Here is a 22614-nt window from a genome sequence, read left to right on the forward strand (position 1 = left end):
GCCTCCGCCGTCGTCGGCTCGGCCGCCAGACCCAGCGAACCGGCCGCCTCCACGATCTGCACCGGACCGCTGGAGCGCATCTCGAACCGCGTGCGCAGCACCTCGTGGCGCGACACGATCTCGTCCAGCGCCCTCGACAGCGCCACAACRTCCAGCTCCCCGCTCAAMCGCACCGCCACCGGCACGTTGTACGCCCCGCCAACATCACCCAGATGCTCGATGAACCACAGGCGTTCTTGGGGCGCGGACAGCGGCGCCGCACGCTCACGCGGCAGGGCCTCCAGCGCGACATCCAGATCCGCGGCCACGGCCTGGAGGATCGCGCAGAAGTGGCGAACGAACCGCGCGATGGTCGCCGGATCAAATAGCGCCTTGAGATAGTTGAGCGACGCCGAAAGACCTTCGTCGGTCTCGCGCAGGACCAACGACAGATCGTAGAGATGGACCGCGATCCCCGAAGTCCCGAACTGCGAGACCTTCAACTGGTCCGCGTCCGCGAAGCGCTTGCGGGCGTTGGGCATCAGGGTGATGCAGACGTTGAACAGCGCGCCGGAATCGCGACGCCGCCCACGCAGCTCGCGCCCGAGAAGGGCCAAGGGCACGTCCTGGTTTTCGAGACCTTCGAGCGCGACCCGCCGCGTGTCGGCCAGGAGCTCCGCGAACGTGCGCTTCCCGTCCAGGCGCATGGGCAGCATGACCATGTTCGCCAGGAGGCCGAACAAGCCCTCCAGTTCCTGACGATTGCGTCCCGCCACCGGCGTGCCCAACACGAAGGCCGACTGGCCGCTTTCGCGCTGGAGCATCACGGAGAACGCCGCGGTCATCAGCATGAAGGTCGTGCAGCCCGCGCGTTCCGCCTGGCGAGCGAGCGCCACCGACAGCGCCGCGGGGATACGGAAAGCATGTTCGACGCCTTCGAAGGCGCCTTCAGCTGGCCGGGGGCGATCCAGCGGCAGGTTCAAGCTGGGCGGGACCTGTTCGAGCGCGGTCCGCCAGTAGGCGATCTGTCCCGCCGCAGCGCGCCCTTCCAGCCACCGACGCTGCCATCTGGCGAAGTCCGAATAGCCCACGGGCAAGGCCGCCAGGACCGGCGGCGCCCCCGTGAGCGCCTGCCCATAGGCCTGCAGAAAGTCCGAGGCCAAGACGCCCATCGACCAGACATCGGAGACCAGGTGATGCGCGACCAGCAGTAGGAAGCTGTCATTCCCGAAGGTGTAGAGTTCGGCTCGGAAACAAGGCTGACGCGCGATGTCGAACGGCTCGGCGGCGCGGCGGGTGAGAAAGGCGCGAAGCTCTTCTTCGTCGCCCGCCTCGACCGTTTCAGGCCCCTTGATCGCCAGGGTTTCCGGCGGCGCCAGCCAGGGGGCGGCTTGGTCGCCGACCTTTGGCGCGACCAACCGCAGTTGTTCGTGCCGTTCCACCATCAGCGCGAAGGCCGCCTCGAGCGCCTCCAGTTTCGCCCCGCCGGCGAACCGCAGCACCAGCGGAATGTTGAAGCCATTGGCGCGCTCGTCGTACTGGGTCAGGAACCAGAGGTGCTCCTGATCGAGCGACAGGATCGTCTCCGCGTCGCCCGAGACCTCGATCGTCTGGAGCCGTTCCTCCTCGCGCAGATATTCGATGATCCCGTCGCGGCCGGCGCGGATTTCGTCGCGCTCCTGCCCGGAGAGTTCTGAGATCGCTCCGCGAAGGCTGATCGATTCATCCGCCAGACCGACGAAGATATTGCGGCGGCGCAGGTCCTGAATGAGCTGATGCGCCCCCTTGACGGACGGGCTCATAGCAGAAGCTCGTCGCTGCTATAGGCGGCCAGGCGGCGCGATTGTTCCAAGACCGTGGGATGCTCGAAGAACAGCATCGCCGAGAGGTTTGGCGCGACCGTCGCCCGCAAATGGTTCACGGCGGTCATCACGTCCAAAGATCGTGCGCCCAGATCGAAAATACTCTTTTCGAGACCCACCTCATCCAAGACGAGTATCTTCGACCACATATAGGACAAGGCGGTCGCGATATCAGACTCACTCATCTGCACCAGTCACCTCGTGCACGCATGATTAATGTGTTGGCAAAAATATACTCGAAGCGATCTATGATTTTAGAATGCAATATTTCTGGGATATACTTTACCAGGATATATATTTTTATTTCTAGCCCTCAGAAATAAGGGAAACTTATTGAACAATGATATCGACTTTATCAAATAAGAGTTCAGTATTTACTTTATATTTGGCTAAAAGCGAATTTCACGACCCCGCGTACTGCGCGTCGGCCAGGCTCTCCTAAGGAACGCCAATATAAAACTAGCCTTTCACGCAATTGCAACCTTGACAAGAGCCTTTTCGAACTCACCCATAGCGATAACGACGCTGGGCGACGAGCGCGCCGAACCGGCGCCGCACGACACGTCATCAGCGATGGATCAACGCAACTCAAAACCGGCGGGAAGCTGAACATGTGGGACGATGAAGTCGCCATTTTCGAAGTCGTTCGCAGCGATGAGGGCCAGTACTCCATCTGGCCGCAGGACATGCCGAGGCCCCCAGGGTGGACGCTCGCCGGCAAGGCTGGGCGCAAGGCCGAATGCCTGGCCCACATCGACGAGGTCTGGGTCGACATGCGGCCGGCCAGCCTCATCGGCGCCACGGGCTGACTCCTTAAACATCAGGCGAACGATCATGACGATCCTGGCCGGCGCGAGCACGGCGTTCAGCATGGGCGTCCAGCGCGCGGCTCACCAACGCGTCGACCCCGCCCCTCACATCCTTGACGGGGATGCCGACTGGGCCTTGCTGTCCCATGACGAACAAGCCCTGATCATCGAAAGGCCCGGCCTTTTCGAAAACTCGGTGGCGCGCGGGCTTCGCGCCCGGGTTCTGGTTCGGCAGCGCTACGCGGAAAGAGCGTTGGCCGAGTTCGCGCGGGACGGAGCAATCCAGTATGTGATCCTTGGGGCCGGGATGGACAGTTTCTCCCTGCGTCAGCCGCCCTGGGCCGGAGGGCTGCGGATTTTCGAGGTGGATCGACGCGAAGAGCAGACCCGCAAGCGTCAAAGGCTCGCCGACGCCGGCTTGCCCGCCGCCGCGAACCTTCACTTCATCGCTGTCGACCTTGATAACGAGCCCCTTCTGGAACGCCTGCTGGAAGGCGGGCTGGATCCGCGCGTTCCAACCTTCTTCAGTTGCCTGGGGGTGCTGGTCTATCTCTCGCCGGCGGGGGTCGAGCAGGTGCTGAGGCTGCCGCTCGCGATGGGATCGCCATCGGAAATGGTGTTCACCATCGCGACGCCCGGCGCCCGGAGCGCGGACCGGCTAATCGCCCGGTACGCCGCGGCCGCCGGCGAGCCCTGGCGCAACCTGATGGATCCGGTCGAGACCACGGCGCGCCTTCAAGACATCGGCTACCGCGCCGTCGTCTGCGCCGAGGGCGCCGAACTGGCCCAAGGCCTGCCCGAAAACACCGCCCGGCGCGTCATCGACGACAGCGCCCGCCTTTTCCGGATCAGCACATGACCTCGAACCTCGCCCCAGACGATCTGACGACACTGGCCGAACAGATCGACGACATCTCGGACGAAGACCAGCTCAACGCGGCGATCGTCACCGCCGAGCAACGCCTGGCTGTCGCCCCCGGTGATCAGCGGGCCCTATGGATCGTGGGCCTGGCCAACCACAATCTCGCTGTCGACGGGCCGCGCGGCCTTGCGGCCAAGGCCGAGGCCAGCTTGCTGAAATTGCTGACGCTGGACCCGGCCAACGCCTTGGCGCTGGCCTATCTCGGCAACGCGGTGATCATGGTGGCGCGCGACTCCCGCAACCTGATGACCAAGGCCTCGACCGTCCAAAAGGGACTGGAAAAGCTCGACCAGGCCGTCAAGCTCTCCCCGGACGATTTGCACATTCGCCTGTTGCGGGCGGGATCGGGCAAGCGGCTTCCAAAGCTCTTCGGGCGCAAGTCGGTCGCGCGGGACGACCTCGCCCACGCCATAACCTTGATCGAGAACCACACCCCTCCCCGCGCCGTCCTCCTGGCCGAAACCTGCTATGATCTGGCGATGCTGATGGAGGGGCGAGCGACGGACGGCGACCGGCGCGCCCTGCTGGCGCGCGCCGCCGACGCCGCGCCGCAATCCGCTGCGGCCGAACGGGCTCGCGAGGCGCTGGCCGCGGCCTGACGTCCGCGCGCGACCGGGTCACGCGCGGGCCGATCCCGTCAAGCGGGCTCGGCGGCGACGAGTTCGGTCATCAGCCGAAGCAGCAGGCGAGGCGCCGCGCGTTCGGGCACCCTGGCTTCGATCACCCGCAGCTGCGTGGCCGACGCCGCCGAGGCCAGAGCGGCCTTCAGGCTCGCGACGTCCTCGCATCGGCAATAGTCGAGCCCGAAGGCGCGGGCCACATGCTCGAACTTTATGGCGGCTGGATTGCGGATCAGGCGCTCATAGTCGGGCACCGTGCGCACCGGCAGCGTGTCGAACAAGCCCGCGCCCTGGTTATTGATAATCACCATGGCGCCAGGGAACGGCGCGTGGAGACAGGCCTCCAGGGCCGAAATGTCGTGGATCGCCGCCAAGTCGCCGATCAGCAGAAGCCCAGGCCGCTGCTCGCCCGCCAACTCGCCCAGAAAGGCGCCGATCGTTCCGTCGATCCCGGACACCCCTCGGTTCAGATAGACCCGGCGACCATCGCCACTCGTCGGCAGCAACAGGTTCGCCAACCGCAAGGTCAGAGAATTGGCCAGGTGCAGGACGTCGAACCCAGGCGCCGCGAGCGCGGCCTGGACCGCCGAGATCTCGCTCCATGGAAAGTCGGGCATGATCCGGGTCAATCGCGATCGGCAGACCCGGGCCGCCGTCTCCCAGCATTGTTTCCAGTCGGCGCGCCCCGGCGGCAGTTCGCGCACCAGGGCCTCGAAGTCGTCCGGGCTGGGGGCGACGACCTGAACGAAGTGCTCGGCCAGGAAATCACCCGGCACGGGCCGGGCGTTAATCCGCACCACTCGCTCGGCGTTGTCGGAAAGATAGCGCTGCAGCGAGGCCGACACCGGGGCCGAGCCAAGCCGAACGACAATGTCGGGCTTGGTTTTCAACACCTCCGGACGCGACACGATGAAATCGGCCTCGGCGATCGCGCCCTCGAAGCCCGCGCCGCGCAAGGCCCCTGGGGCGTCGCACAACAAGGGATAGCCCGTCGCTTTGACCAGGGCGCCAATTTGCTCGACCTCCACCCCGTGGCTGTCCGGCCCGGCGACGATCAGACCGTTGACCCGCGCGCCCAGGCCCCAGGCGCGCAGGGCGGCCAGCGCGCGCTCGTTACGGCCGTGGCGCGCGCTTCTCGCCTTCGGCGGAGATGGTCGCTCATCGACAGCGCCGCCGTTCCAGCCATGGACGCCGTCGACGGAGGACGTCTTGCCCTCCAGCGGAATGTTGATCTGGACGGGCCCCTGGTCGGGTCCGACATCAAGGTGCTGCGCCAGCCGCGCCACCGCCTCCTTGCAATCGGCGACAGCGGCGGCCTCGACGGTCGGCGTCTCGAGATCCAAGGACGAAACGACCACGGGTTCGCAGAATTCGAGCTGTGGCGTCGTCTGGGGCAAGCCCAGCCCACGCGCCGCACGGGGGCGGTCGCAGGACAGCAGCAGCAGCGGCAGCCCCAAGGCGTAGGCCTCGCACAGCGCCGGCACAACATTGGCCACCGCGCTGCCCGACGTTACGCAGATGGCGACGGGGCGCCCCAGGCTGCGCGCCATCCCCAACGCGAAGAAGGCCGCGCTTCTTTCGTCGGTTTGCACGAACAGGCGGAAGCGGCCGCCTTCGGCGAGCGCCGAAACCATCGCCGCGGAGCGCGCGCCAGGGCAGACAACCGCGTCGGTGACGCCAAGCCCCCAGAGCGCGTCGGCGATCGCGCGACACCAGACCGTGTTGACGTGCATTTCTGGGGCCTCCAGGAACGACTGAGTTGGCGTTAGAGGAACTGGGAAATCGTGGCGGAGAGCGGCGGCAGGTGATCCTGCCAACGCGCGGCCCGCTGGGGGATTTCGAAATCAGGTCGTCGACGGCGCACTTCCTCGACGAACGCCATCCCCATCTCACCCATGGCTCGCAGCTCGCGCCCAACCGTGCGACGGCATGAGGCGGCCACCACGTCTGGATCGATCTGGCGGGCGGTCTGGATGATGCGGTCGGAGAGTTCGGGATCGCTGGCGTTGATGAGACGGTCCCCGCCGCCGGCGTCGGTGAGCAGGTAGCGGATGCGCTCATCGGTCGCCACGCCGATCGCGGGGGTCAAGGCTGGGAAAGTGCCCACCAGGGCGTGAAAGCGCGAGCTGATCAGCAGGGACGCGCGCCGCAACAGCGCCACCACATCGCCGACACGATGCTCCTGGCCGACGACGATGGGCGGCGCGCGCCCAAGTGACTGGGCCAGATCCCGGCAAACCCGTCGATCCACCGGCTCCATGGCCACAAGAACGGGAAACGCTTGCTGTTCGTCGATGATGACGTCGATCGCCGCGGCCAGGCCGTCGACATAGCGGCTGTAGGCGTTGCGGATGTCGTCGGAATCCGCATGGAAGAATATCGAGCCGTAGCAGAGATCGACGTTCGCGCCGGTCCGCTGCATGTTCAGCGCCATGGCCGGATCGGCGCGCACCGGCCACCAGAAGGGGTTGGTGGGACAGACCACCAGCACGCGCGCGCGACCATCCCAGCCAAGATCGCGCAACATGTCCTCCGCGACCGCCGGCTCGGCCGCGTCGAACGTCCAGGCGGTGTCGGCGCCCGGCCGGCCGTCCAGCCCCATGGCCGTCGCGCAGACCTGGGAAGCGGCCGTACGGCAGAAGATGGGAGCGCCGGCCGCCTGTTCGACCACGAAATCCTGCAAGGCCGGGATCATCGCCCCGACCTCCGCCCCGTAGCCCACCGCCAGCTTGCCCGATGAGACCGCCCGCCCGAGCGCGGCGGCCATGACCGCCGAAAGCACGTTGGAGAAATGGGATTTGAACATCGAACCTTCGCAGGCGATCACGCCGTCGTAGGCGTCGACCGCCCGGGCCACGGCGTCCGGCACATAGCCCTCGAACAGCACCGGCTTCACATCTTTCAGGACATCGGCCGGGAATTGCGGCGAAATCGCCAGGGCGCCGAACGACACGCGATCCCCGCCCAGCAGGTGGCGCATTTGCCTGACCAGCTCGTTGCAGCGCATGTCGGAACCGACGTTGCCGGCGCCGAGATAGCCCGCCAGCAGAAGGCTCATTCGATCCGAATTTCGACCGGCCGCCGGCTCCGCGCCAACCCCCGACGCCGGCTCGCGCACAGCGTTCCGAAGATGCTTCACCAGTATCGCGTCTGGATCCTTGGCAACCGCGAACTCGATCAATCGCCTATCAAGCACCGGATTTCCCCCCGCTTCACAATCTTGGCCGACGAGCGTTGACAACCCACGGTTATTTTGCCCATCCTATCAACCGTGACAAGAGGCTCGCTTTTGCCACCAGCAATAGCAACAAAAAAATAGGTGCAATTTCCGAACGAAATTGGAATTGCCATAATATACGAATATAAAAATATTATATACTCATACCAAATCGACCATTGACGATAAACTATCTACGGATATGAAAAATATATTTAGCGACGGAAATTATCTGACCTTTCGGCCCGCGATATAAGTTACATCTAAATATAAACCAAAATCGCGGCGCCACATGAACCGAATATGAATTCGAGTTGCAGATATTATTTCGAATTATTCCATAGTAGCGACATTTTTTAAATATAAATGCGGCCTGAAGGACATTTTATACTGATTTTTTGAGCGTCGGTATCCGTCGCTCGTTCATTCAAAACAAATCAGACTTAGCGCCATAAGCCGCAATTTCTGCCCTGTATAAAATCTTTCAGCGACAATATTTGGTCGCTTGACTTACAACAAAGCCTGGAGAATTCCATGCAACTCGCCGATATGGCGAATGTTCGGGCTGCGACGTGAGCGTCGCGAGCGGCGATATAGTCGCCAACGCCATTCGCATCGACGCACTGAACGTCGTCACCAAGGAATTTACCTTGGACGTCGCCGATTGGAGCGCTGCGCCGGGAGCTTGCGTGGCGATAATCGGCCCCAACGGCGCGGGCAAGAGCACCTTGCTGGAAACGCTGCTGGGACTACGAAAGGTAGAGCGGCTCGAAGGGAGCATGCTCGGCGTCGAGCTGCGGCGGTGGCGCAACCACCCCGAGCTCCGGCAGAAGCTGGGCGTGCTGCTTCAGCGCACCCAACTCCCCTACGGACTTAGGGTTCAAGACGTCGTCAAGCTGCACGAGGGCCTGTACCGACGCACCTCCAGGGACATTCAGGAAAGCCTCGGGATCAACGAACTCGGGAAGAAGCGCTACGACCAGCTGTCCTCAGGCCAGATGCAGCGGACCGAGCTTTTCATGGCTCTCGCGCATGAACCGGACCTGCTGTTCATGGACGAGCCGCTGAACGCGCTGGATCATCGCTACGCCGCCTCGGTCTGCGAAGTGGTGGCCCAAATGCGCAACACGACGGTGATGATGGCCAGCCACCGGGCCAGCGAGCTCGCGTTGGCCGACGTGGCGCTCTGGGTGCAAGGCGGGCGCGTCCTGGCCGCCAAGCACCCGGACACCTTGCGCCAGGAACTGCTCGGCGACTTCCGCCTCAACGTCGTCTTCGAGTCCGATGAAACGGCTCAGCAGTTCAGCACCCGGCTGAAGGCCGCCACCACCCCTCGCTACCTCAAGGTCGTGAACGCTAGGGAGCTCAGGGTTTTCGGGGACGAAGCGCTCGTGCGCCTGGCCAGGGATCTCGTGCAGGACGTGTCGACCGCGAAGCTCGAATTTGGACGCACCGACCTTTCCGATCTCCTCTATCGCTGCGCGCAGGTGGCTCCCAATGCTTAAGGTCTTCTGGATTCTCACGGATGCGGAACTGCGGGCGCTGATCCGAGCGCGGGTGTCGCTGTTCTGGATCTTCATCTTCCCGATCATCTTCCTGGGAATGATGATGTTCTCATACAACGGCGGCGGCGCCATGGCGGGCCGCGCGGTCGTCGAGATCGTCGATCACGACAAGACGCCCGCGAGCGCTCGCTATATCGACACGCTCACCCGAACGTTCCGGACCAGCGACACCGTGCGCGCCGACGTGCAACTGGTGGCCGCCGACAGCAAGCGACACGAGGGCGCGGTTCGGCTGATCCTGCCAAAGGGCCTGGGAGCGGCGATCGCCGATGACGGCCAGGCCGTGATTCAGGCCAGCTACGGCGCCGCCGGTAATATCTCCACTCAAGTGGCCGCGCGGATGCTGGACCCCATAACGACCCGCTTCAACGCGGATCTGTCCAACATGCCCATGCCGCTCAAGGTCGAGCTGGCCAGGGCCAACGTCAAATCTCCGATCAACTTCGCGCAGTACCTGCTGACCGGGGTCCTGATCATGTCGATGATGTCCGCCGGCATGAACGCCACCGCGGTGACCATCGCCGACCATCGCGAACGCAATACCTTCAAGCTGATGTCCTGCCTGCCGCTGAGCCCGAGCGCCTACATCGGCGCGATCCTGGCCTCGCGCGTGATCATCCTCATCTCGGCGGCCGCCTTCCTGGTGGTCTGCGCCCGGCTCGTGTTCGGCATTACCGTGGATCTCGTACCCATACGCCTGCTGAACGCCACGGTGATCCTCGTGGTCGGCAACCTGATGCTGTTGTCCATGGGCCTGGCGCTGTCATCGCGGATGTCCTCGGTGACCACGGCCGTCTTTGTCTGCAACATCGTCTACCTGGTGCTGCTGTTCTTCAGCGACTTGACGATGCCGCTGAGCGCCCTGCCGGGAAATATCCGCAACATCCTCCAGGAGATGCCGACCGCGCATTTCGTCGCGGCGCTGCGCGCCACCCTCATCCAGGGATCAAGTCTGTCGGATCAACTTCCTCAGATCCTGATCATGCTGGCCTGGGGCGCCGGGTTCCTGGCCATCGCGCGCTCGGCTTTCCACTGGCACCGCGTCTAAACCCTTAGCCTAACGAGGGACGTCATGATCGAGGAAACATCGCTCACCCCCCGGATGGGCATCGTCCTGAGCGGGCGCCGGGACGATCTCGACCAGATCAATCGCGAGGAGATCCGCGTCAAGCTGCGTGAGCACGGCGCCATCCTGATCCGGGGCCTAGACTTGACGGTCGCGGAGTTCGAGGAACTTTCGCAGGAGATCTCGCCTGAGTTCCTGGTCCATCACGACGTGGGCCGGATGTATGTCAGCGACGACGGAACCACCCAGACGGTGGTTCCCGGCAACGACAGTCTGCCGGCCCATGTGGAGCGCGGTTACGCCGCCCCCATTCCCGCGACCCTCTTCTTCTATTGCGATCAACCCGCTGAAGCCGACGGCGAGACCACGCTGTTCGACGGCTACGAGATCTTCGAGAACCTCAGTCCCGAGGCCCAGCGGTTCTTCTCCGAGAACAAGATGCGCTACCGGCTGCGCATTGGTCCCGAGCTGTGGCAGCGCACCCTGATGACCGACGACCATGCCGAGGCGCTCTACATCGTCGACGAGCAACTCGCCGATGTCCTTGATCCGTCCCGGGGCGAAAGCGCCACCTGCCGCGTGGACGGCGACACCCTGATCATGGATTTCGTCACCCCAGCGACCCGCTCCTCCCCCAGACGCGAAGGCCACGCCTTCGCGAACTCCAGCCTGACCTATCTGTACACCCGCGACATGCCCGCCGAGGGGCTGCTGGCCCTGGGCAACATGGATCTGCGCACCGAGGACGATCAGCCCTTCCCCATGGACATGCTCCGCGAGGCCTTGCGAGCGTCGAAGGCGGCGGAATACAAAATCAAATGGAACCGTGGCGACATGGTTTTCGTGGACAACCACACGGTGCTCCACGGAAGGGCCACCTTCACCGACCCGAAGCGCAGCATCTTCGTGCGCATCGGCTTTGAGCAGATGTGACGTGAGCCAGGCGACACGCCCGGCGACCGAACAGGTCCAGGTCTTCTACCTGTTCACAGGCGCCCCCGATCCGTTGCGCCTCGGGGCGCTTGAGGGTCTGCTGAACGACGGCGAGCGAGAGCGCGCCGGTCGTTTCCTCTACCCGCTTCACCGCTGGCAGTTCGTCGCCGCTCACGCCTTGCTGCAGAACAGGCTGCAGACCGCGACCGGACGTCAACGCTCTGAAATGACGTTCGGCCAGCACGGGCGCCCGCAGTTGTCGCCGCCCTTCGGCGCGCCCCCCTTGGAATTCAATCTGAGTCACACCGACGGCCTGGTGGCTGTCGCGGTGGCGTACGGCCAGGCCGTCGGCGTGGACGTCGAGGCGGTCAACCAGCGCACCTCGATCCACGATCTGGCGCAGCGGTTCTTTTCGCCGGATGAAGCGCGAATGATCGCCGCCGACCCACGAGAAGACCGCAGCCGGTTCTTCGCGGTCTGGACCGCCAAGGAAGCGATCCTCAAGGCGGTGGGCGTGGGTCTGCGCGCGCCCCTGGACAGCTTCTCGATAAGCCTCTCGCCGCCGCGCGCGCGATTTCACACCACCGACCTTCCCTCGGACGGCTGGAGCATGGAGCAGCGAACCTTCCCCGAGCACCGGATCAGCGTGGCCGTGCGCACCGAGGACGGAGGTCCGGCGCCGGCCATCTCCTTCATCGAGGTCGGGCTGGATGCGATCGACCCCAGCGCCCTGCCCGACCGGCGGCGCGCGGCCATTCTCAGCCTGGCGGATGCGGACCAATGATCGCCAACCTCGACGACATGAAGTCGGCCTACGATCTTGATCGCGGCCAGAGCGACGTCGATCTGGCCTCGGTCGACAAGGGAACCCCCGCGGGCGAACTGCTGCGCCGCTATTGGCATCCGATCCTCAAATCGGAAGACCTCGCCGAGCGCCCTGTTCCCGTGCGCGTGCTGGGCGAGGATCTGGTCGCCTTCCGCAGCGGCGAGGGCAAGGTCGGATTGTTTCACGCGCGGTGCGCCCATCGCGGCGCCGATCTGCGCTATGGCAAGGTTGAGGCCGACGGCCTGCGATGCTGCTACCACGGCTGGCTGTTCGACCCCGTGGGTCGCTGCCTCAGCCAGCCGTGCGAACCCGAGGACGGTCGCCTGCGTGGACGCATCCGCCAACCGGCTTATCCCGTCAGGGAGCTGTACGGCCTGGTGTTCGCGTACATGGGCCCGCTCGACGCCATGCCGCCGCTGCCGCGCTACGATGTGCTGGAGGACCTGCCCAAGGGCTACGTCCTGCGCGCCGACGACACCAGCATCGGCTCGGGCGGTCCACCGATCCTGCCGTGCAACTGGTTCCAGACGTTCGAAAACGTCATGGATCCGTACCACGTCTTCATCCTCCACAGCACGTTCAGCAAGGCCCAGTTCAACGATCTGCTGAGCGTGCGCCCGGAGATCGCCTTCGAGCAGACGGCCTACGGCGTAACCTCCACCCAGATCCGCGCCATGAACAACGGCAGCCGCCTGCACCGGGTGGTCGAGGCGTTGTTGCCCACCGTGCGCATCGCCTCGCATCCGTCATTCGTCATGCCGGGGCGGTGCAACAACGTCTCCTGGTACCTGCCCATCGACGAAACGCACACTCGCATCTTCACCGTGGTGAAGGTCCCGCGCTGGTTCCCCCACGTGAATTTCAACGCGCTGCCGATCTACGACGGCAAGAACTGGTTCGAGATGAGCGAGGCCGAACACCGGGCCTTCCCCGGCGACTATGAGGCGCAGGTCGGACAAGGCCCGGTGACGCTGCACTCCGAGGAGCATCTGGCCACAAGCGACCAGGGCGTCGCGCTGCTGAGGCGCCTGTTCCGGATCCAGGTGCGCAATCTGCGCGATGGACGGCCGATCGACCCCGCCGCCGGCGCTTCCGCGCCCTACGAAGTCATCGCCGGCCACTTCATACATGAGGCCCCGACGATCGAAACAGAATCCGTGAAAGAAAACTCAGAATAATCAATCCTTCCAGAGGTGATTATCCATTTCACCTTCAGCATAACTCTCAATTTTGAACGCATCTCAATTTCAAAATCACTCAAAATTCAACTCGGAACTGCTGGCCAAAATTTCAAGTCGCGAGAGCATTTCCCACGCAAGGCCCAGATCGTTTCCGACAGCCCAAACTGGATATGAGCCCCATGCCGGACGACGTCGCCATCGAACGCCTTGCGTCAGCCCAAGCGACGCCGGTCCCGAACGCGCTCGACCACGCAGCGCCCAAGTCTTCCTATCTCCACGATCAGCGAGAACTGGATTTCTATCTCTGGGAATACCAGAAGCTGGAGCAGGAGTTCCTTGGACAGGCGCCCTGCCAGGAGGCCACGCGGGACTCTTTCACCCGCTTGCTGACCAAGGCCCACGCGCACGCACGGGACCTGGCCGCGGCGAACACGGACGGCGATCGCCATCCGGCGCACCTGACCGCCGATGGCGTCGTCGAGATCCCCGCCTCGTTCAAGGCCCTCTGGCCAGAGCACCGCGACAACTGGTTCTGGATGCGTCAGCAGAGCGACGACATCGAGATCCTCGACGGCGCCATCCGCTACCCGCATCCCGCCATGCAGGTGATCTCGGAGCTGTTTGTCGGCGCCAACGCCAGCTTCATGACCTATGCGGGGTTCAGTCCCTCGGCAGCGAACCTGATCCGCGCGCGCGGCACAGAGCTGCAGCAGCGGCTGTTCGTCGACAAGCTCCGGGCCGTGGAGTGGGACGCGTGCTTCTGCGCGACCGAGCCGGACGCCGGCAGCGACCTGACCATGGTCTCCACCGTCGCCGAACAGGTGGACGGCGAGATCTACACGGTGAAGGGTTCGAAGCGATACATCACCGCCGGCATGCACGAACTGACCGCCAACACCGTCTATCTGGTGCTTGGGCGCATACGCGGCGCCAAGGCCACGTCGCTTTCGCTGTCATGCTTCATCGTGCCCCGATACTGGATCGGGGAAGACGGCTCGCTGAGCGACAACCACGTCCGCTGCGCGGCGGTCGAGGACAAGATGGGCCTGAACGGTTGCGCCAACACCCGGCTGGAGTTTGGCGGGACGGGTCCGACACGCGGCTACCTGCTCGGCAACAAGGCCAATCTGGCGCTCTTCCAGCTGGCCAACATGATGCGCAAGGCGCGCATCGGCACGGGCCACATGGCCGTGGCGCTGGCGTCCAGCGCCCATCTGCACAGCCTGGACTACGCCCGCGACCGCATCCAGGGCGCGCGGTTCGACGAGGCGTCCACCCCAGGCGCTCCGCGTCAGCCCATCATCGAGCATGCCGACGTCCAGCGGATGCTGGTGGACATGCGCGCGCGGGTCGAGGGCTGCCGTTATCTGATCGGCAAGATCACCAAGCACAGCGCCGGCCTGCAGAAGGAAATCAGTCGAGAGCCGATCGACGAACCCCTGGCCCGGCGGCACGCCCGATTGGCGATCCTCTACGCCCCCATCGCCAAGGCCTACATTTCCGACCAGGCCTGGAACATCATCGCTTCGGCGATCCAGGTGCACGGCGCGGTCGGCTACATACGCGATCGGCCGCTGGAACAGTACGCCAGGGACCTGAAGATCCTGACGATCTGGGAAGGCACCAACTACATCCAGTCGCAGGATCTGGTCCGGGACAAGCTCGGTTTCGGTCGCGATTCCCAGGGGTTGCGCGAGTTTCTGGAGGACATCGGCGAGACGATCGCCGCCGGGCTCGCGACCCCGACCCTGGCGATCGAGACCCGGAAGCTCGAAGCCGCCCTGGCCGCGCTGCGCCAGGCGCTGGCCTCGGTGCTGGGCCTCGCCGAGCGCGGCGAGATGCTGCGCATCAGCCAGTTCTGCACGCGCGTTCTGGAGAGCTTCGGCGACGTCATGGTCGCCTGGTGCCTGCTCGAGGCGGCCCTGATCGCATCGCAAGCGCTGGAAGGGCTGGACGAAGGCGCGCCCGACCACGGCTTCTACAGCGGCAAGATCAAGACCGCCCGCTACTTCATCCGCAACTGCCTGCCCCTCGCCATCGCCCGCCTGTCGCCCATCGACGACCCGGAGGCGTTCATCGCGCTCGATCCGCTCGAACGGGGCGCGACGATCGCGCCGGAGGCGGCGCGATGAAACCAGCCGCCCCCATAACCCAGGTTCGGGACTTCCTCGCCCGTGCGGCTCGGCTGTCTCCGGATGCGGTGGCGCTGGTCGAGGGCAAACGCCGCCTCACCTACCGCGCGTTGGACGATCTGGTGGATCGGGCGACCACGGGCCTGATGGCGATGGAGATTCCGCGCGGCGCGCGCGTGGCGATCTATCTCGACAAGACCGTCGAGTTTGTCGTCGCCTTCCTGGCGATCGGCGCCGCCGGCGCGACGGCCGTGCCGATCAATCCCAAGCTCAAGCCCGCGCAGGTCGCCCACATTCTCGGCGATTGCGCGCCGCGCCTGATCGTCACCACGCCGTATCGGTTCAAGCAGTGCGACACGGCGATCGGCGAATTGGGCCTCAAGGTCGTCGTCGTGGCCGACGCTCCGCCCCCCGCCGGCGACGGGTCCGTCAGCGTGTGGAGCAGCCTCGTCGACTCGGCCGGAGCTTCGACGAGCAGCCGACGCGTGACCGATCGCGATGTCGCCGCCATTCTCTACACCTCCGGATCGACCGGCATGCCCAAGGGCGTGACGCTGTCGCATCGCAACCTCGTCGCCGGCGCGGAGTCGGTGAACGGCTATCTCGAGACTTCGCCCGAAGACACCGTCCTGGCGCTGTTGCCCTTCAGCTTCGATGCGGGGCTGAGCCAACTGACGACCGCCTTCGCAGCCCGATCGCGGCTGGTGCTGCTCAACTACATGCGCGCCCAGGAAGCCGCCGACATCTGCGCCAGGGAGGGCGTCACCTCGATCACGGGCGTGCCGCCGCTGTGGGCCCAGATCGTTGGCGCGAACTGGGACGAACAGGCGCGTCGAAAGCTACGGCTTTTCGCCAACACCGGCGGGCACATGCCCCGCGCCTTGCTGGAACAGTTGCGGACGCTGTTCCCAAACGCCCTGCCTTTCCTGATGTACGGCCTGACCGAGGCTTTCCGATCCACCTATCTCGACCCTGTCGAGGTGGACCGCAAAATCGACTCCATGGGCCAGGCCATTCCGAACGCGGAGATCCTGGTGCTGAGGTCGGACGGAACCGAATGCGGCGACGACGAGGTCGGAGAACTGGTCCACCGGGGACCGCACGTCGCGCTGGGATACTGGAACGACGACGTCCGCTCCGCCGAACGCTTCCGCGCCTTGCCCGCCCCCGCAAGCGGTCTCGCCACCGAACGGGCGGTGTGGTCGGGCGACCTGGTCCGACGTGACGCGGAGGGGTTTCTCTATTTCGTCGGCCGGCGGGACGAGATGATCAAGTCGTCCGGCTATCGCATCAGCCCGACCGAAGTGGAGACGGTTCTGCTACGGCACGCGAACGTGTCCCAAGCGGCGGTGTTCGGGGTCAAGGACGAGGCGCTGGGTCAACGCGTCGTCGCCGTTGTCGTCGGTCGCGACGGCGGTTTGGATCTCCAGGACCTGGAAAGCCACTGCGGCCGCGAACTACCGTCCTATATGTCGCCCGAACTGGTCCTGTTGGAAGATCTGCCGCGCTCGCCCAACGGCAAGATCGATCGCGCCAATCTGCCCGCGCTTTATGTTTCGCGAGACCAGAGCGTCGTGACCGCCTAGAATCCGCTTGCCGCGCCGCGCTTCGGTCAAGACGCGTCGGTGTTGATGGTTGCCGTTTGGATCGCCGACCGGGAGTCGCATGCGCCGCTCAGACGATGCCCCCACGATCGCCGCCCTCGGACTTCTCGCCTATCTGGCCGCCGATCTCGCCCACCACGTGCTCGGCCACGCGATGGCCTGCCGGGCCGTCGGCGGCGCGGTGCTGTCCATCGCCGCCACCGCGGTCAGTTGCAGCAAGACCGGCGCGATCATCGATCTGGCCGGCCCCGCGGCCAGCCTCCTGACCGGCCTCATGGCGTGGATGGCGGCGCGGGCCTTCCAGAGTCGGCCAACCGCACGCCTGTTCCTGATCCTGGTCGCCGCCTTCAATCTGTTCTGGTTCGAAGGGCAGCTCGCCTACAGCGCGGCCTTCGGCACGGATGACTGGAACCAGCTGATCATCGGCCTGGGCGGCGCACTCGCCCTAAAGGCGGGCCTGGTCGCCGTCGGTCTTGTGGCCTACGGCGCGACCGTGAAGGGCCTTGAGACCGCCCTGGGCGACTTCGCGACACCGCCGGCCGGCAGGGTATGGCGGATCGCCGTCATCGCCTACACGGCCGCCGTGGTGACGGCCCTGATCACGGCCGCCACCGATCCTGGCGGTCCCGCAGCGATGCTCACCCGCGCCGCGCCCCAGGCCCTGCTGCCGATCGGCATATTACTGCTGAGGCCCAGCCCTTCGCCCTCGCCGAAGCCGCTCGTCGACCGCCGGCCGGTCCTCATCGCCGTGGCGCTGATCGCGCTTGCCGCCTCGGTGCTGTTCCTGGGCCCGGGCCTCCACCCGCACGCCCCAGGCGGCTAGTTGCGAACGTTGATGAGGCGTCGCCTGCTGAGACCGGATTGCTCGCCCATCCATCCGCCCTGCCCCGCCAGCCGGAAGATTTTCCGCAGCATCAGCATCGGATAGTCGGACTCCACGCTGACCTCGAAGTCGTCTCCACACAGATCATACCAGGGCTGGGAGCTCTCGATGATCCGATCCTGCGTCGCGATGATCGGCTCCTCCTCGATCCAGTTCACGACATGGTCGGGGCCGCGCTTCTTCTGAAGATACTCCAGACGGCAGGTCCGCTCGCCCGTCGCAATGACGTGCAGGACGAGGTTGAACGTGAACGGCAGGATCTTCTGCGTGAGCAGAATACGCCCCGGCAGTTGCAGCTCGGTGGCGGAGACGGGCTGGGCCGGAACCGGATCGGCCTCGCTGTCCGTCGGCGGGAAGAACGCGATCAATCCCTCGTCGGTCACGCGCGTCTCGAAGACGTATTCCCGAAAGCCCCGCACCTTGTGCACGACATAGGCCGGGTGACTGTCCTTGTGGGTAAAGGTCGGGTGACACGCGTCGAACTGGTTTTCGATCAGCCGGATCGCTTCGCAGTCATAGTCGTAGGCGCCCTGGTCCCAGGCGGATTCGGCGAAGCCCGGGATCGCCGCCGGCAGGGCCGGCAAAGGCTCGCCCTCGCCCGTCCAGACCCAGATGTAGCCGTCCTGCTCGACGCAGCGAAACGCTGGAACGCAGAACGTCTTGGGAATGCGGGACCCATGCGGAAGCGACGGTACGTGCACGCATTGGCCGCTGCTGGCGAACTGCCAGCCGTGATAGCCGCAGGCGAGGTGACCGTCGGTGACCGTCCCGAGGGAAAGGCGGACACCTCGATGACAGCAGCGGTCCAACAGGGCGTGCGCGCGCCCGTCGTCATCCCGATAGAGCACCAGATCCTGGTCCAGGACCCGGCTGGCGCGAGGCGTGTCCGTCAGCCGCGACGAAGCACACGCGATATACCAATAGTTTCGAAGCATTCTACGCCCCCCGATGCTTGCGCGCGTTGGCGAGGGCCCGGCCCGGCGACCTTGAATCGGCGAACGCCGCGCGTTTCATCGGCTTGTGAGCCTGACGACAAATCAGCGCGTCGCCTTCCTGCAGGCGCGATGAATTCGCGACCGCTTCAACTGTCCATTTCCTAGGCAACGGCCCCTCTCAAAATAGCAAAAATAAAATTTCGTCCGAGATGTTGAATTACGTATTTATAATAATGGCGAATTCAATTCGACAGATATTGCTCATCCATTCTGATGGATGGCCTTGTTCAGTTACCGGCAATTTCAGTATCGGTCAAAAATACAAATTTTACCCATGACACCCAATGAAAGCTATTCGGCTTTCACGTAGAAATCACATTCTCGACCAGCTCGAGGGCCGGCGCACTGATCAAAACGGCGAGAGACCTTGAACAAAGGATCTCACCCCATGAAGAGGCCGCACCCACGATCGGCGACTGCCACCCTGGCGCGAAAATGGACCTATTGACAAGGTCATTTTCGTGGGATGATTGTACAACTTGCGGTCAGCAAGGGCTGTCAATGTCCGCATAAAGTGTTTCCGACGGCGCAGCGGGGGCGACATGGCCTACATGGGCAGCATCGGCACGTCTGAAACGAGCGCGACGCCCCTTGCCCAAGCGTTCAATCCGCGGCCGGACAATATCAACCCGGATGTATTCGCGCCCCCAAGCCCTGAACATCAGTCCGCCATCGCCCGCCTCGAGGCGGATGGTTTCCGCAACTTTTCATCATCCGCCAAGAATGTCGTCGAAATCGCCGCGTCGGCGCTCGTCGCGACGCTTGAGAAGCTGGAGATCCCGCGGGAGGACATAGACGGGGTCGTCCTGTCGACGGAGACGTTCTGGGACCAGCCCCCCGGGTTCGAGGAAGATCCCGCCGGGCACTTCGCCCTTCGCAATCGGTGGATTCAGATCCTCGGCGAACTCGGCCTCCGACGCGCCGTGCCCTATGGCAGTTGGCTGTCGGCGTCCGGAAACTTCGGCCCCGCGCTCACGATCGCCAACGCCCTGATCGACGCGGGCCAGCACCGCAACGTCATCGTCGTCACCGCCGACAAGATCCATGAACGGCTTCCGCGCCTCATGCACAACGGCGCGGCCGTCGTGTCCGACCTCGCCGCCAGCTGCCTGGTGAGCGCGGCTCCTTCGAGATTTCGTATCGAGAACATCACCACCGTCAGCGCGCCGCGACTGGCGACGTTCGACATCGAGGATCGCAAGGATCTCGGCAAGATCGTGCTCGAGACCATGCGCGCCCTGGGCGACCTGAAGCGGCGCTTTTCCGCCGAGACCGGGCGAAGCCCCGCCGACTACCAGACCGTCGTCGCGGGCCATTTCCACACGCTGTCGCTGCAGGTGATCACGGACGCGCTGGGCATAACCCCATCGGCCATACGCCGCGACGGACGCTCTGAACTGAGCCACGCCTACGCCAGCGACAACCTCCTGACGCTCGATCACCTCGAACGGGCGGGCGACATCCGCGCCAATGACCAGCTCCTGCTGCTGAGCACGGGGGTCTGGACCTGGAGCCTGATCACGCTGGAAGCCGTCAGCAACGCCGAAACTATACACGTTGCCAAGATACTTGAAGAAGCATAAGTATATCTAACAACATTTCGAATTTTAAATTGCCGACACAACACTAAATACAATTACCTGATAATTCGACGCAAAGTCCAAATTTATACTTAATACATAAACGAGCAGCTGGCGCTTGCAAAAGCCACACACTCGAAAAGGAATATAAAATGTCTCAAGTCAGTGAAATAGTTTCGCTCATGGAATCCACTTTGAGAAGAGAGGCGGGGTCTCTAGACCTCGAAGCGCCGCTGACGACTCTGGGCGTGGATTCCATTGATGTGGTCGAAATKGTCTTCGCCCTCGAAGACAAGTACAACATCGAAATCCCCTACAACGCCAACAGCATCTCCGACCCGGCTTTCGCGAGCCTGGGCGGCGTCGTCGTGCTCATCCAATCCTTGATTGAACAAACCGCGGCGGCCTGATCGATCCGATCGCCATCGCGCGTGACCTCCGGGGAACAAGCATGCAACGAGTAGCTGTAACGGGCGTCGGCGTGGTCTCGCCGCTCGGAAACACCTTCGAGGCGTTTTCGCAAGCGCTGCAGGCCGGCCAAGGCGCCATCGGCCCGATCAGCAACATCGCGACCAATACGTTGCGGATGCAGGTCGCCGCCGAGGTCGACAACAGCTTCTTCGAAGACGCTTTCCGCCTCGAAGACGTGCCGCTGCTCGATCGCCTGACCCAGTTCTCGCTCCTCGCCTCGCGACGCGCCATAGCCATGAGCGGCCTGTCGATCACCGACCAGAACGCGGGGCGGATCGCCACCATTCTGGGAACCGGGGTCGGTCCCGCCGAAACGGTGGAAGAGAACTATCGGCGCCTCTATCGCGACGATCAGCGCTTCGCCCACCCGCTGACCGTGCCGCGGGCCATGGCCAACGCGGCGGTCAGTCACATCACCATCGAAAACCATATCAAGGGGCCTTCCTTCGCCATCGCGAGCGCCTGCGCTTCGTCCAATCACGCGATCGGCGTCGCCTTCGAGATGGTGCGCGGCGGCGTGGTCGACGCGGCGATCACCGGCGGCGGTGAAGCCTGCCTCACCGTGGGCTGCCTGAAGGGTTGGGACGCCCTGCGGGTGGTGGCCCAGGACACGTGCCGACCCTTTTCGCACGGCCGCATGGGAACGGTCCTGGGCGAAGGCGCGGCGGTGTTCGTCCTTGAGCGCTGGGACCACGCCGTGGCGCGCGGCGCCGACATCATCGGCGAACTGCTGGGCTCGGGCATGAGCTCGGACGGCTCCCACATCGTGCGGCCCACGGTCGAGGGACCGGCGGCGGCCATGCAGGCCTGCCTGGCGAGCGCGCGACTTCATCCCGACCAGGTCCATTACGTGAACGCCCACGGTACGGGCACCCTTACCAACGACGTGACCGAGACGCGCGCCATCCATCAAGTGTTCGGCGACGCCGCGCGCCGCCTGTCGGTGTCCTCGACCAAGTCCCTGCACGGCCACGCGCTGGGCGGGTCCGGAGCCCTCGAGCTGGTGGCCACCCTGGCGGCGATCCGCGAGCAGTTCCTGCCGCCGACGATCAACTTCCTGGCGGACGATCCGGACTGCGACCTGGACTACGTCCCCAATGAAGCCCGTCAGGGCCGTGTCGATGTCGCGCTGTCCAATTCCTTCGCCTTCGGCGGGCACAACGCCGTGCTGGCCGTGGGTCACCCAAGCCGGCCGCACGTCGCCGCGCTCGCGGGAGCATAGCGTCATGACCACCAACCTGCTCACGCCCGAGCGAAGCGCCGAGATGGCGGCGCAGGTCGATCGCGCGCCGGACCATGTGGTCGAGGTCCAGGACGTCCACAAGACCTACCGGGAGGGGAAGCTCCAGATCGCCGCTCTTCGCGGCGTGTCGATCGCGGTCGCCCGCGGGGGCTTCAGCCTGATCGTCGGCGCTTCGGGCAGCGGTAAGACCACGCTTCTCAACCTCATCAGCGCCATCGACCAGCCCGATTCAGGGCGGGTGATCATCGACGGGTCGGAGACGACCGCGATGAAGGATCGCCAGCTGACCGCCCTGCGGGCGCGGAAGATCGGCTTCATCTTCCAGAACTTCAACCTGATCCCCGTGCTCACCGCCGCCGAGAACGTCGAGTTCGCCCTGCTCGGCGAGTCGATGTCCAAGCGCGAACGCGCCGAGGCCGTCGAGGAAACGCTCGCCGCCGTCGGTCTGCGCGACCAGGCGGCCCAGCGCCCCAACCAGCTCAGCGGCGGGCAGCGGCAGAGGGTCGCCATCGCCCGGGCCCTGGTGAAACGCCCCGCCATCATCCTGGCCGACGAGCCGACCGCCAATCTGGATTCCGTCACGGGCCGCGCGATCGTCAGCCTGATGCGCGAAATCCAGCTCCAGTCTTCGACGACCTTCATCGTCTCGACCCACAACCCCGACCTGATGCCCATGGCCGACAAAACCTACACGCTCGCCGACGGCGTGATCGTTGGATCCTGAAA

20 protein-coding genes are annotated in these 22614 nt (G+C 64.5%); 15 read left to right on the plus strand and 5 right to left on the minus strand.

Annotated features, from left to right (window positions below):
• On the minus strand, positions 1 to 1781 hold a 1781-nt coding region (locus tag AC1DMQ_RS22620; RefSeq protein ID WP_477035792.1), incomplete at its 3' end, for a condensation domain-containing protein.
• Complete coding sequence (locus AC1DMQ_RS22625; protein WP_477035870.1) at positions 1778 to 2026, minus strand: phosphopantetheine-binding protein; 249 nt, start codon at positions 2024 to 2026, stop codon at positions 1778 to 1780. The genes AC1DMQ_RS22625 and AC1DMQ_RS22620, both read right to left, overlap by 4 nt.
• A 426-nt stretch (positions 2027 to 2452) precedes the next feature.
• On the opposite strand from AC1DMQ_RS22625, the gene AC1DMQ_RS22630 reads away from it, so the two are divergent.
• The 3 genes from AC1DMQ_RS22630 to AC1DMQ_RS22640 are packed head-to-tail and all read left to right on the plus strand — an operon-like array spanning position 2453 to position 4171.
• A complete protein-coding gene (locus tag AC1DMQ_RS22630) occupies positions 2453 to 2650 on the plus strand; it encodes an MbtH family protein (RefSeq protein ID WP_477035793.1) in 198 nt (65 codons plus the stop codon).
• A 25-nt stretch (positions 2651 to 2675) separates the two neighbouring features.
• On the plus strand, positions 2676 to 3509 hold the full coding sequence (locus AC1DMQ_RS22635; RefSeq protein WP_477035794.1) for a class I SAM-dependent methyltransferase: 834 nt from the start codon (positions 2676 to 2678) through the stop codon (positions 3507 to 3509).
• The gene (locus AC1DMQ_RS22640; protein WP_477035795.1) at positions 3506 to 4171 is read left to right on the plus strand and encodes a tetratricopeptide repeat protein; all 666 of its coding nucleotides are present in this window, start codon (positions 3506 to 3508) and stop codon (positions 4169 to 4171) included. The genes AC1DMQ_RS22635 and AC1DMQ_RS22640 overlap by 4 nt, the downstream gene beginning before the upstream one ends.
• Before the next feature lie 38 nt (positions 4172 to 4209).
• Here AC1DMQ_RS22640 and menD read toward each other — a convergent pair whose 3' ends face one another.
• Entirely contained in the window at positions 4210 to 5925 is a 1716-nt protein-coding gene (gene menD, locus AC1DMQ_RS22645; RefSeq protein WP_477035796.1) for a 2-succinyl-5-enolpyruvyl-6-hydroxy-3-cyclohexene-1-carboxylic-acid synthase, read from the minus strand.
• Positions 5926 to 5957: 32 nt separating this feature from the next.
• Complete coding sequence (locus AC1DMQ_RS22650) at positions 5958 to 7373, minus strand: polysaccharide pyruvyl transferase family protein (RefSeq protein ID WP_477035797.1); 1416 nt, start codon at positions 7371 to 7373, stop codon at positions 5958 to 5960.
• A gap of 608 nt (positions 7374 to 7981) precedes the next feature.
• On the opposite strand from AC1DMQ_RS22650, the gene AC1DMQ_RS22655 reads away from it, so the two are divergent.
• The 8 genes from AC1DMQ_RS22655 to AC1DMQ_RS22690 all read left to right on the plus strand — a co-directional run bounded on the left by AC1DMQ_RS22655 (position 7982) and on the right by AC1DMQ_RS22690 (position 17539).
• Positions 7982 to 8914 carry an ATP-binding cassette domain-containing protein gene (locus AC1DMQ_RS22655; protein WP_477035798.1) on the plus strand — a complete coding sequence of 311 codons (933 nt, stop codon included), beginning with the start codon at positions 7982 to 7984 and terminating at the stop codon, positions 8912 to 8914.
• Positions 8853 to 10022 carry an ABC transporter permease gene (locus tag AC1DMQ_RS22660; protein WP_477035799.1) on the plus strand — a complete coding sequence of 390 codons (1170 nt, stop codon included), beginning with the start codon at positions 8853 to 8855 and terminating at the stop codon, positions 10020 to 10022. Before AC1DMQ_RS22655 ends, AC1DMQ_RS22660 begins: the two co-directional genes overlap by 62 nt.
• Positions 10023 to 10046: 24 nt before the next feature.
• The gene (locus AC1DMQ_RS22665) at positions 10047 to 10973 is read left to right on the plus strand and encodes a TauD/TfdA family dioxygenase (protein WP_477035800.1); all 927 of its coding nucleotides are present in this window, start codon (positions 10047 to 10049) and stop codon (positions 10971 to 10973) included.
• A 1-nt stretch (position 10974) separates the two neighbouring features.
• Entirely contained in the window at positions 10975 to 11757 is a 783-nt protein-coding gene (locus AC1DMQ_RS22670; RefSeq protein ID WP_477035801.1) for a 4'-phosphopantetheinyl transferase family protein, read from the plus strand.
• Entirely contained in the window at positions 11754 to 12977 is a 1224-nt protein-coding gene (locus AC1DMQ_RS22675) for a Rieske 2Fe-2S domain-containing protein (protein ID WP_477035802.1), read from the plus strand. The genes AC1DMQ_RS22670 and AC1DMQ_RS22675 overlap by 4 nt, the downstream gene beginning before the upstream one ends.
• A 182-nt stretch (positions 12978 to 13159) precedes the next feature.
• Positions 13160 to 15112: an acyl-CoA dehydrogenase gene (locus tag AC1DMQ_RS22680; RefSeq protein ID WP_477035803.1), complete on the plus strand. Its 1953-nt coding sequence runs from the start codon at positions 13160 to 13162 to the stop codon at positions 15110 to 15112.
• The gene (locus AC1DMQ_RS22685) at positions 15109 to 16698 is read left to right on the plus strand and encodes an acyl-CoA ligase (AMP-forming), exosortase A system-associated (RefSeq protein ID WP_477035804.1); all 1590 of its coding nucleotides are present in this window, start codon (positions 15109 to 15111) and stop codon (positions 16696 to 16698) included. Before AC1DMQ_RS22680 ends, AC1DMQ_RS22685 begins: the two co-directional genes overlap by 4 nt.
• Before the next feature lie 79 nt (positions 16699 to 16777).
• On the plus strand, positions 16778 to 17539 hold the full coding sequence (locus AC1DMQ_RS22690) for a hypothetical protein (protein ID WP_477035805.1): 762 nt from the start codon (positions 16778 to 16780) through the stop codon (positions 17537 to 17539).
• Here the strand turns inward: AC1DMQ_RS22690 and AC1DMQ_RS22695 are convergent.
• Entirely contained in the window at positions 17536 to 18534 is a 999-nt protein-coding gene (locus tag AC1DMQ_RS22695; RefSeq protein ID WP_477035806.1) for a Rieske 2Fe-2S domain-containing protein, read from the minus strand. The genes AC1DMQ_RS22690 and AC1DMQ_RS22695 overlap by 4 nt on opposite strands.
• Before the next feature lie 602 nt (positions 18535 to 19136).
• Here AC1DMQ_RS22695 and AC1DMQ_RS22700 point away from each other — a divergent pair.
• From AC1DMQ_RS22700 to AC1DMQ_RS22715, 4 genes are all read left to right on the plus strand, one after another.
• A complete protein-coding gene (locus tag AC1DMQ_RS22700) occupies positions 19137 to 20177 on the plus strand; it encodes a beta-ketoacyl-[acyl-carrier-protein] synthase family protein (RefSeq protein ID WP_477035807.1) in 1041 nt (346 codons plus the stop codon).
• Between the two features lie 149 nt (positions 20178 to 20326).
• Entirely contained in the window at positions 20327 to 20584 is a 258-nt protein-coding gene (locus AC1DMQ_RS22705; protein ID WP_477035808.1) for an acyl carrier protein, read from the plus strand.
• Positions 20585 to 20625: 41 nt separating this feature from the next.
• Positions 20626 to 21867 (plus strand): beta-ketoacyl-[acyl-carrier-protein] synthase family protein, encoded by a 1242-nt coding sequence (locus AC1DMQ_RS22710; RefSeq protein WP_477035809.1) that lies wholly within the window; start codon positions 20626 to 20628, stop codon positions 21865 to 21867.
• A gap of 4 nt (positions 21868 to 21871) precedes the next feature.
• Positions 21872 to 22612: an ABC transporter ATP-binding protein gene (locus tag AC1DMQ_RS22715; protein ID WP_477035810.1), complete on the plus strand. Its 741-nt coding sequence runs from the start codon at positions 21872 to 21874 to the stop codon at positions 22610 to 22612.
• The last annotated feature ends 2 nt before the right edge of the window (positions 22613 to 22614 follow it).

The organism is Caulobacter sp. 05L422 (assembly GCF_056397765.1).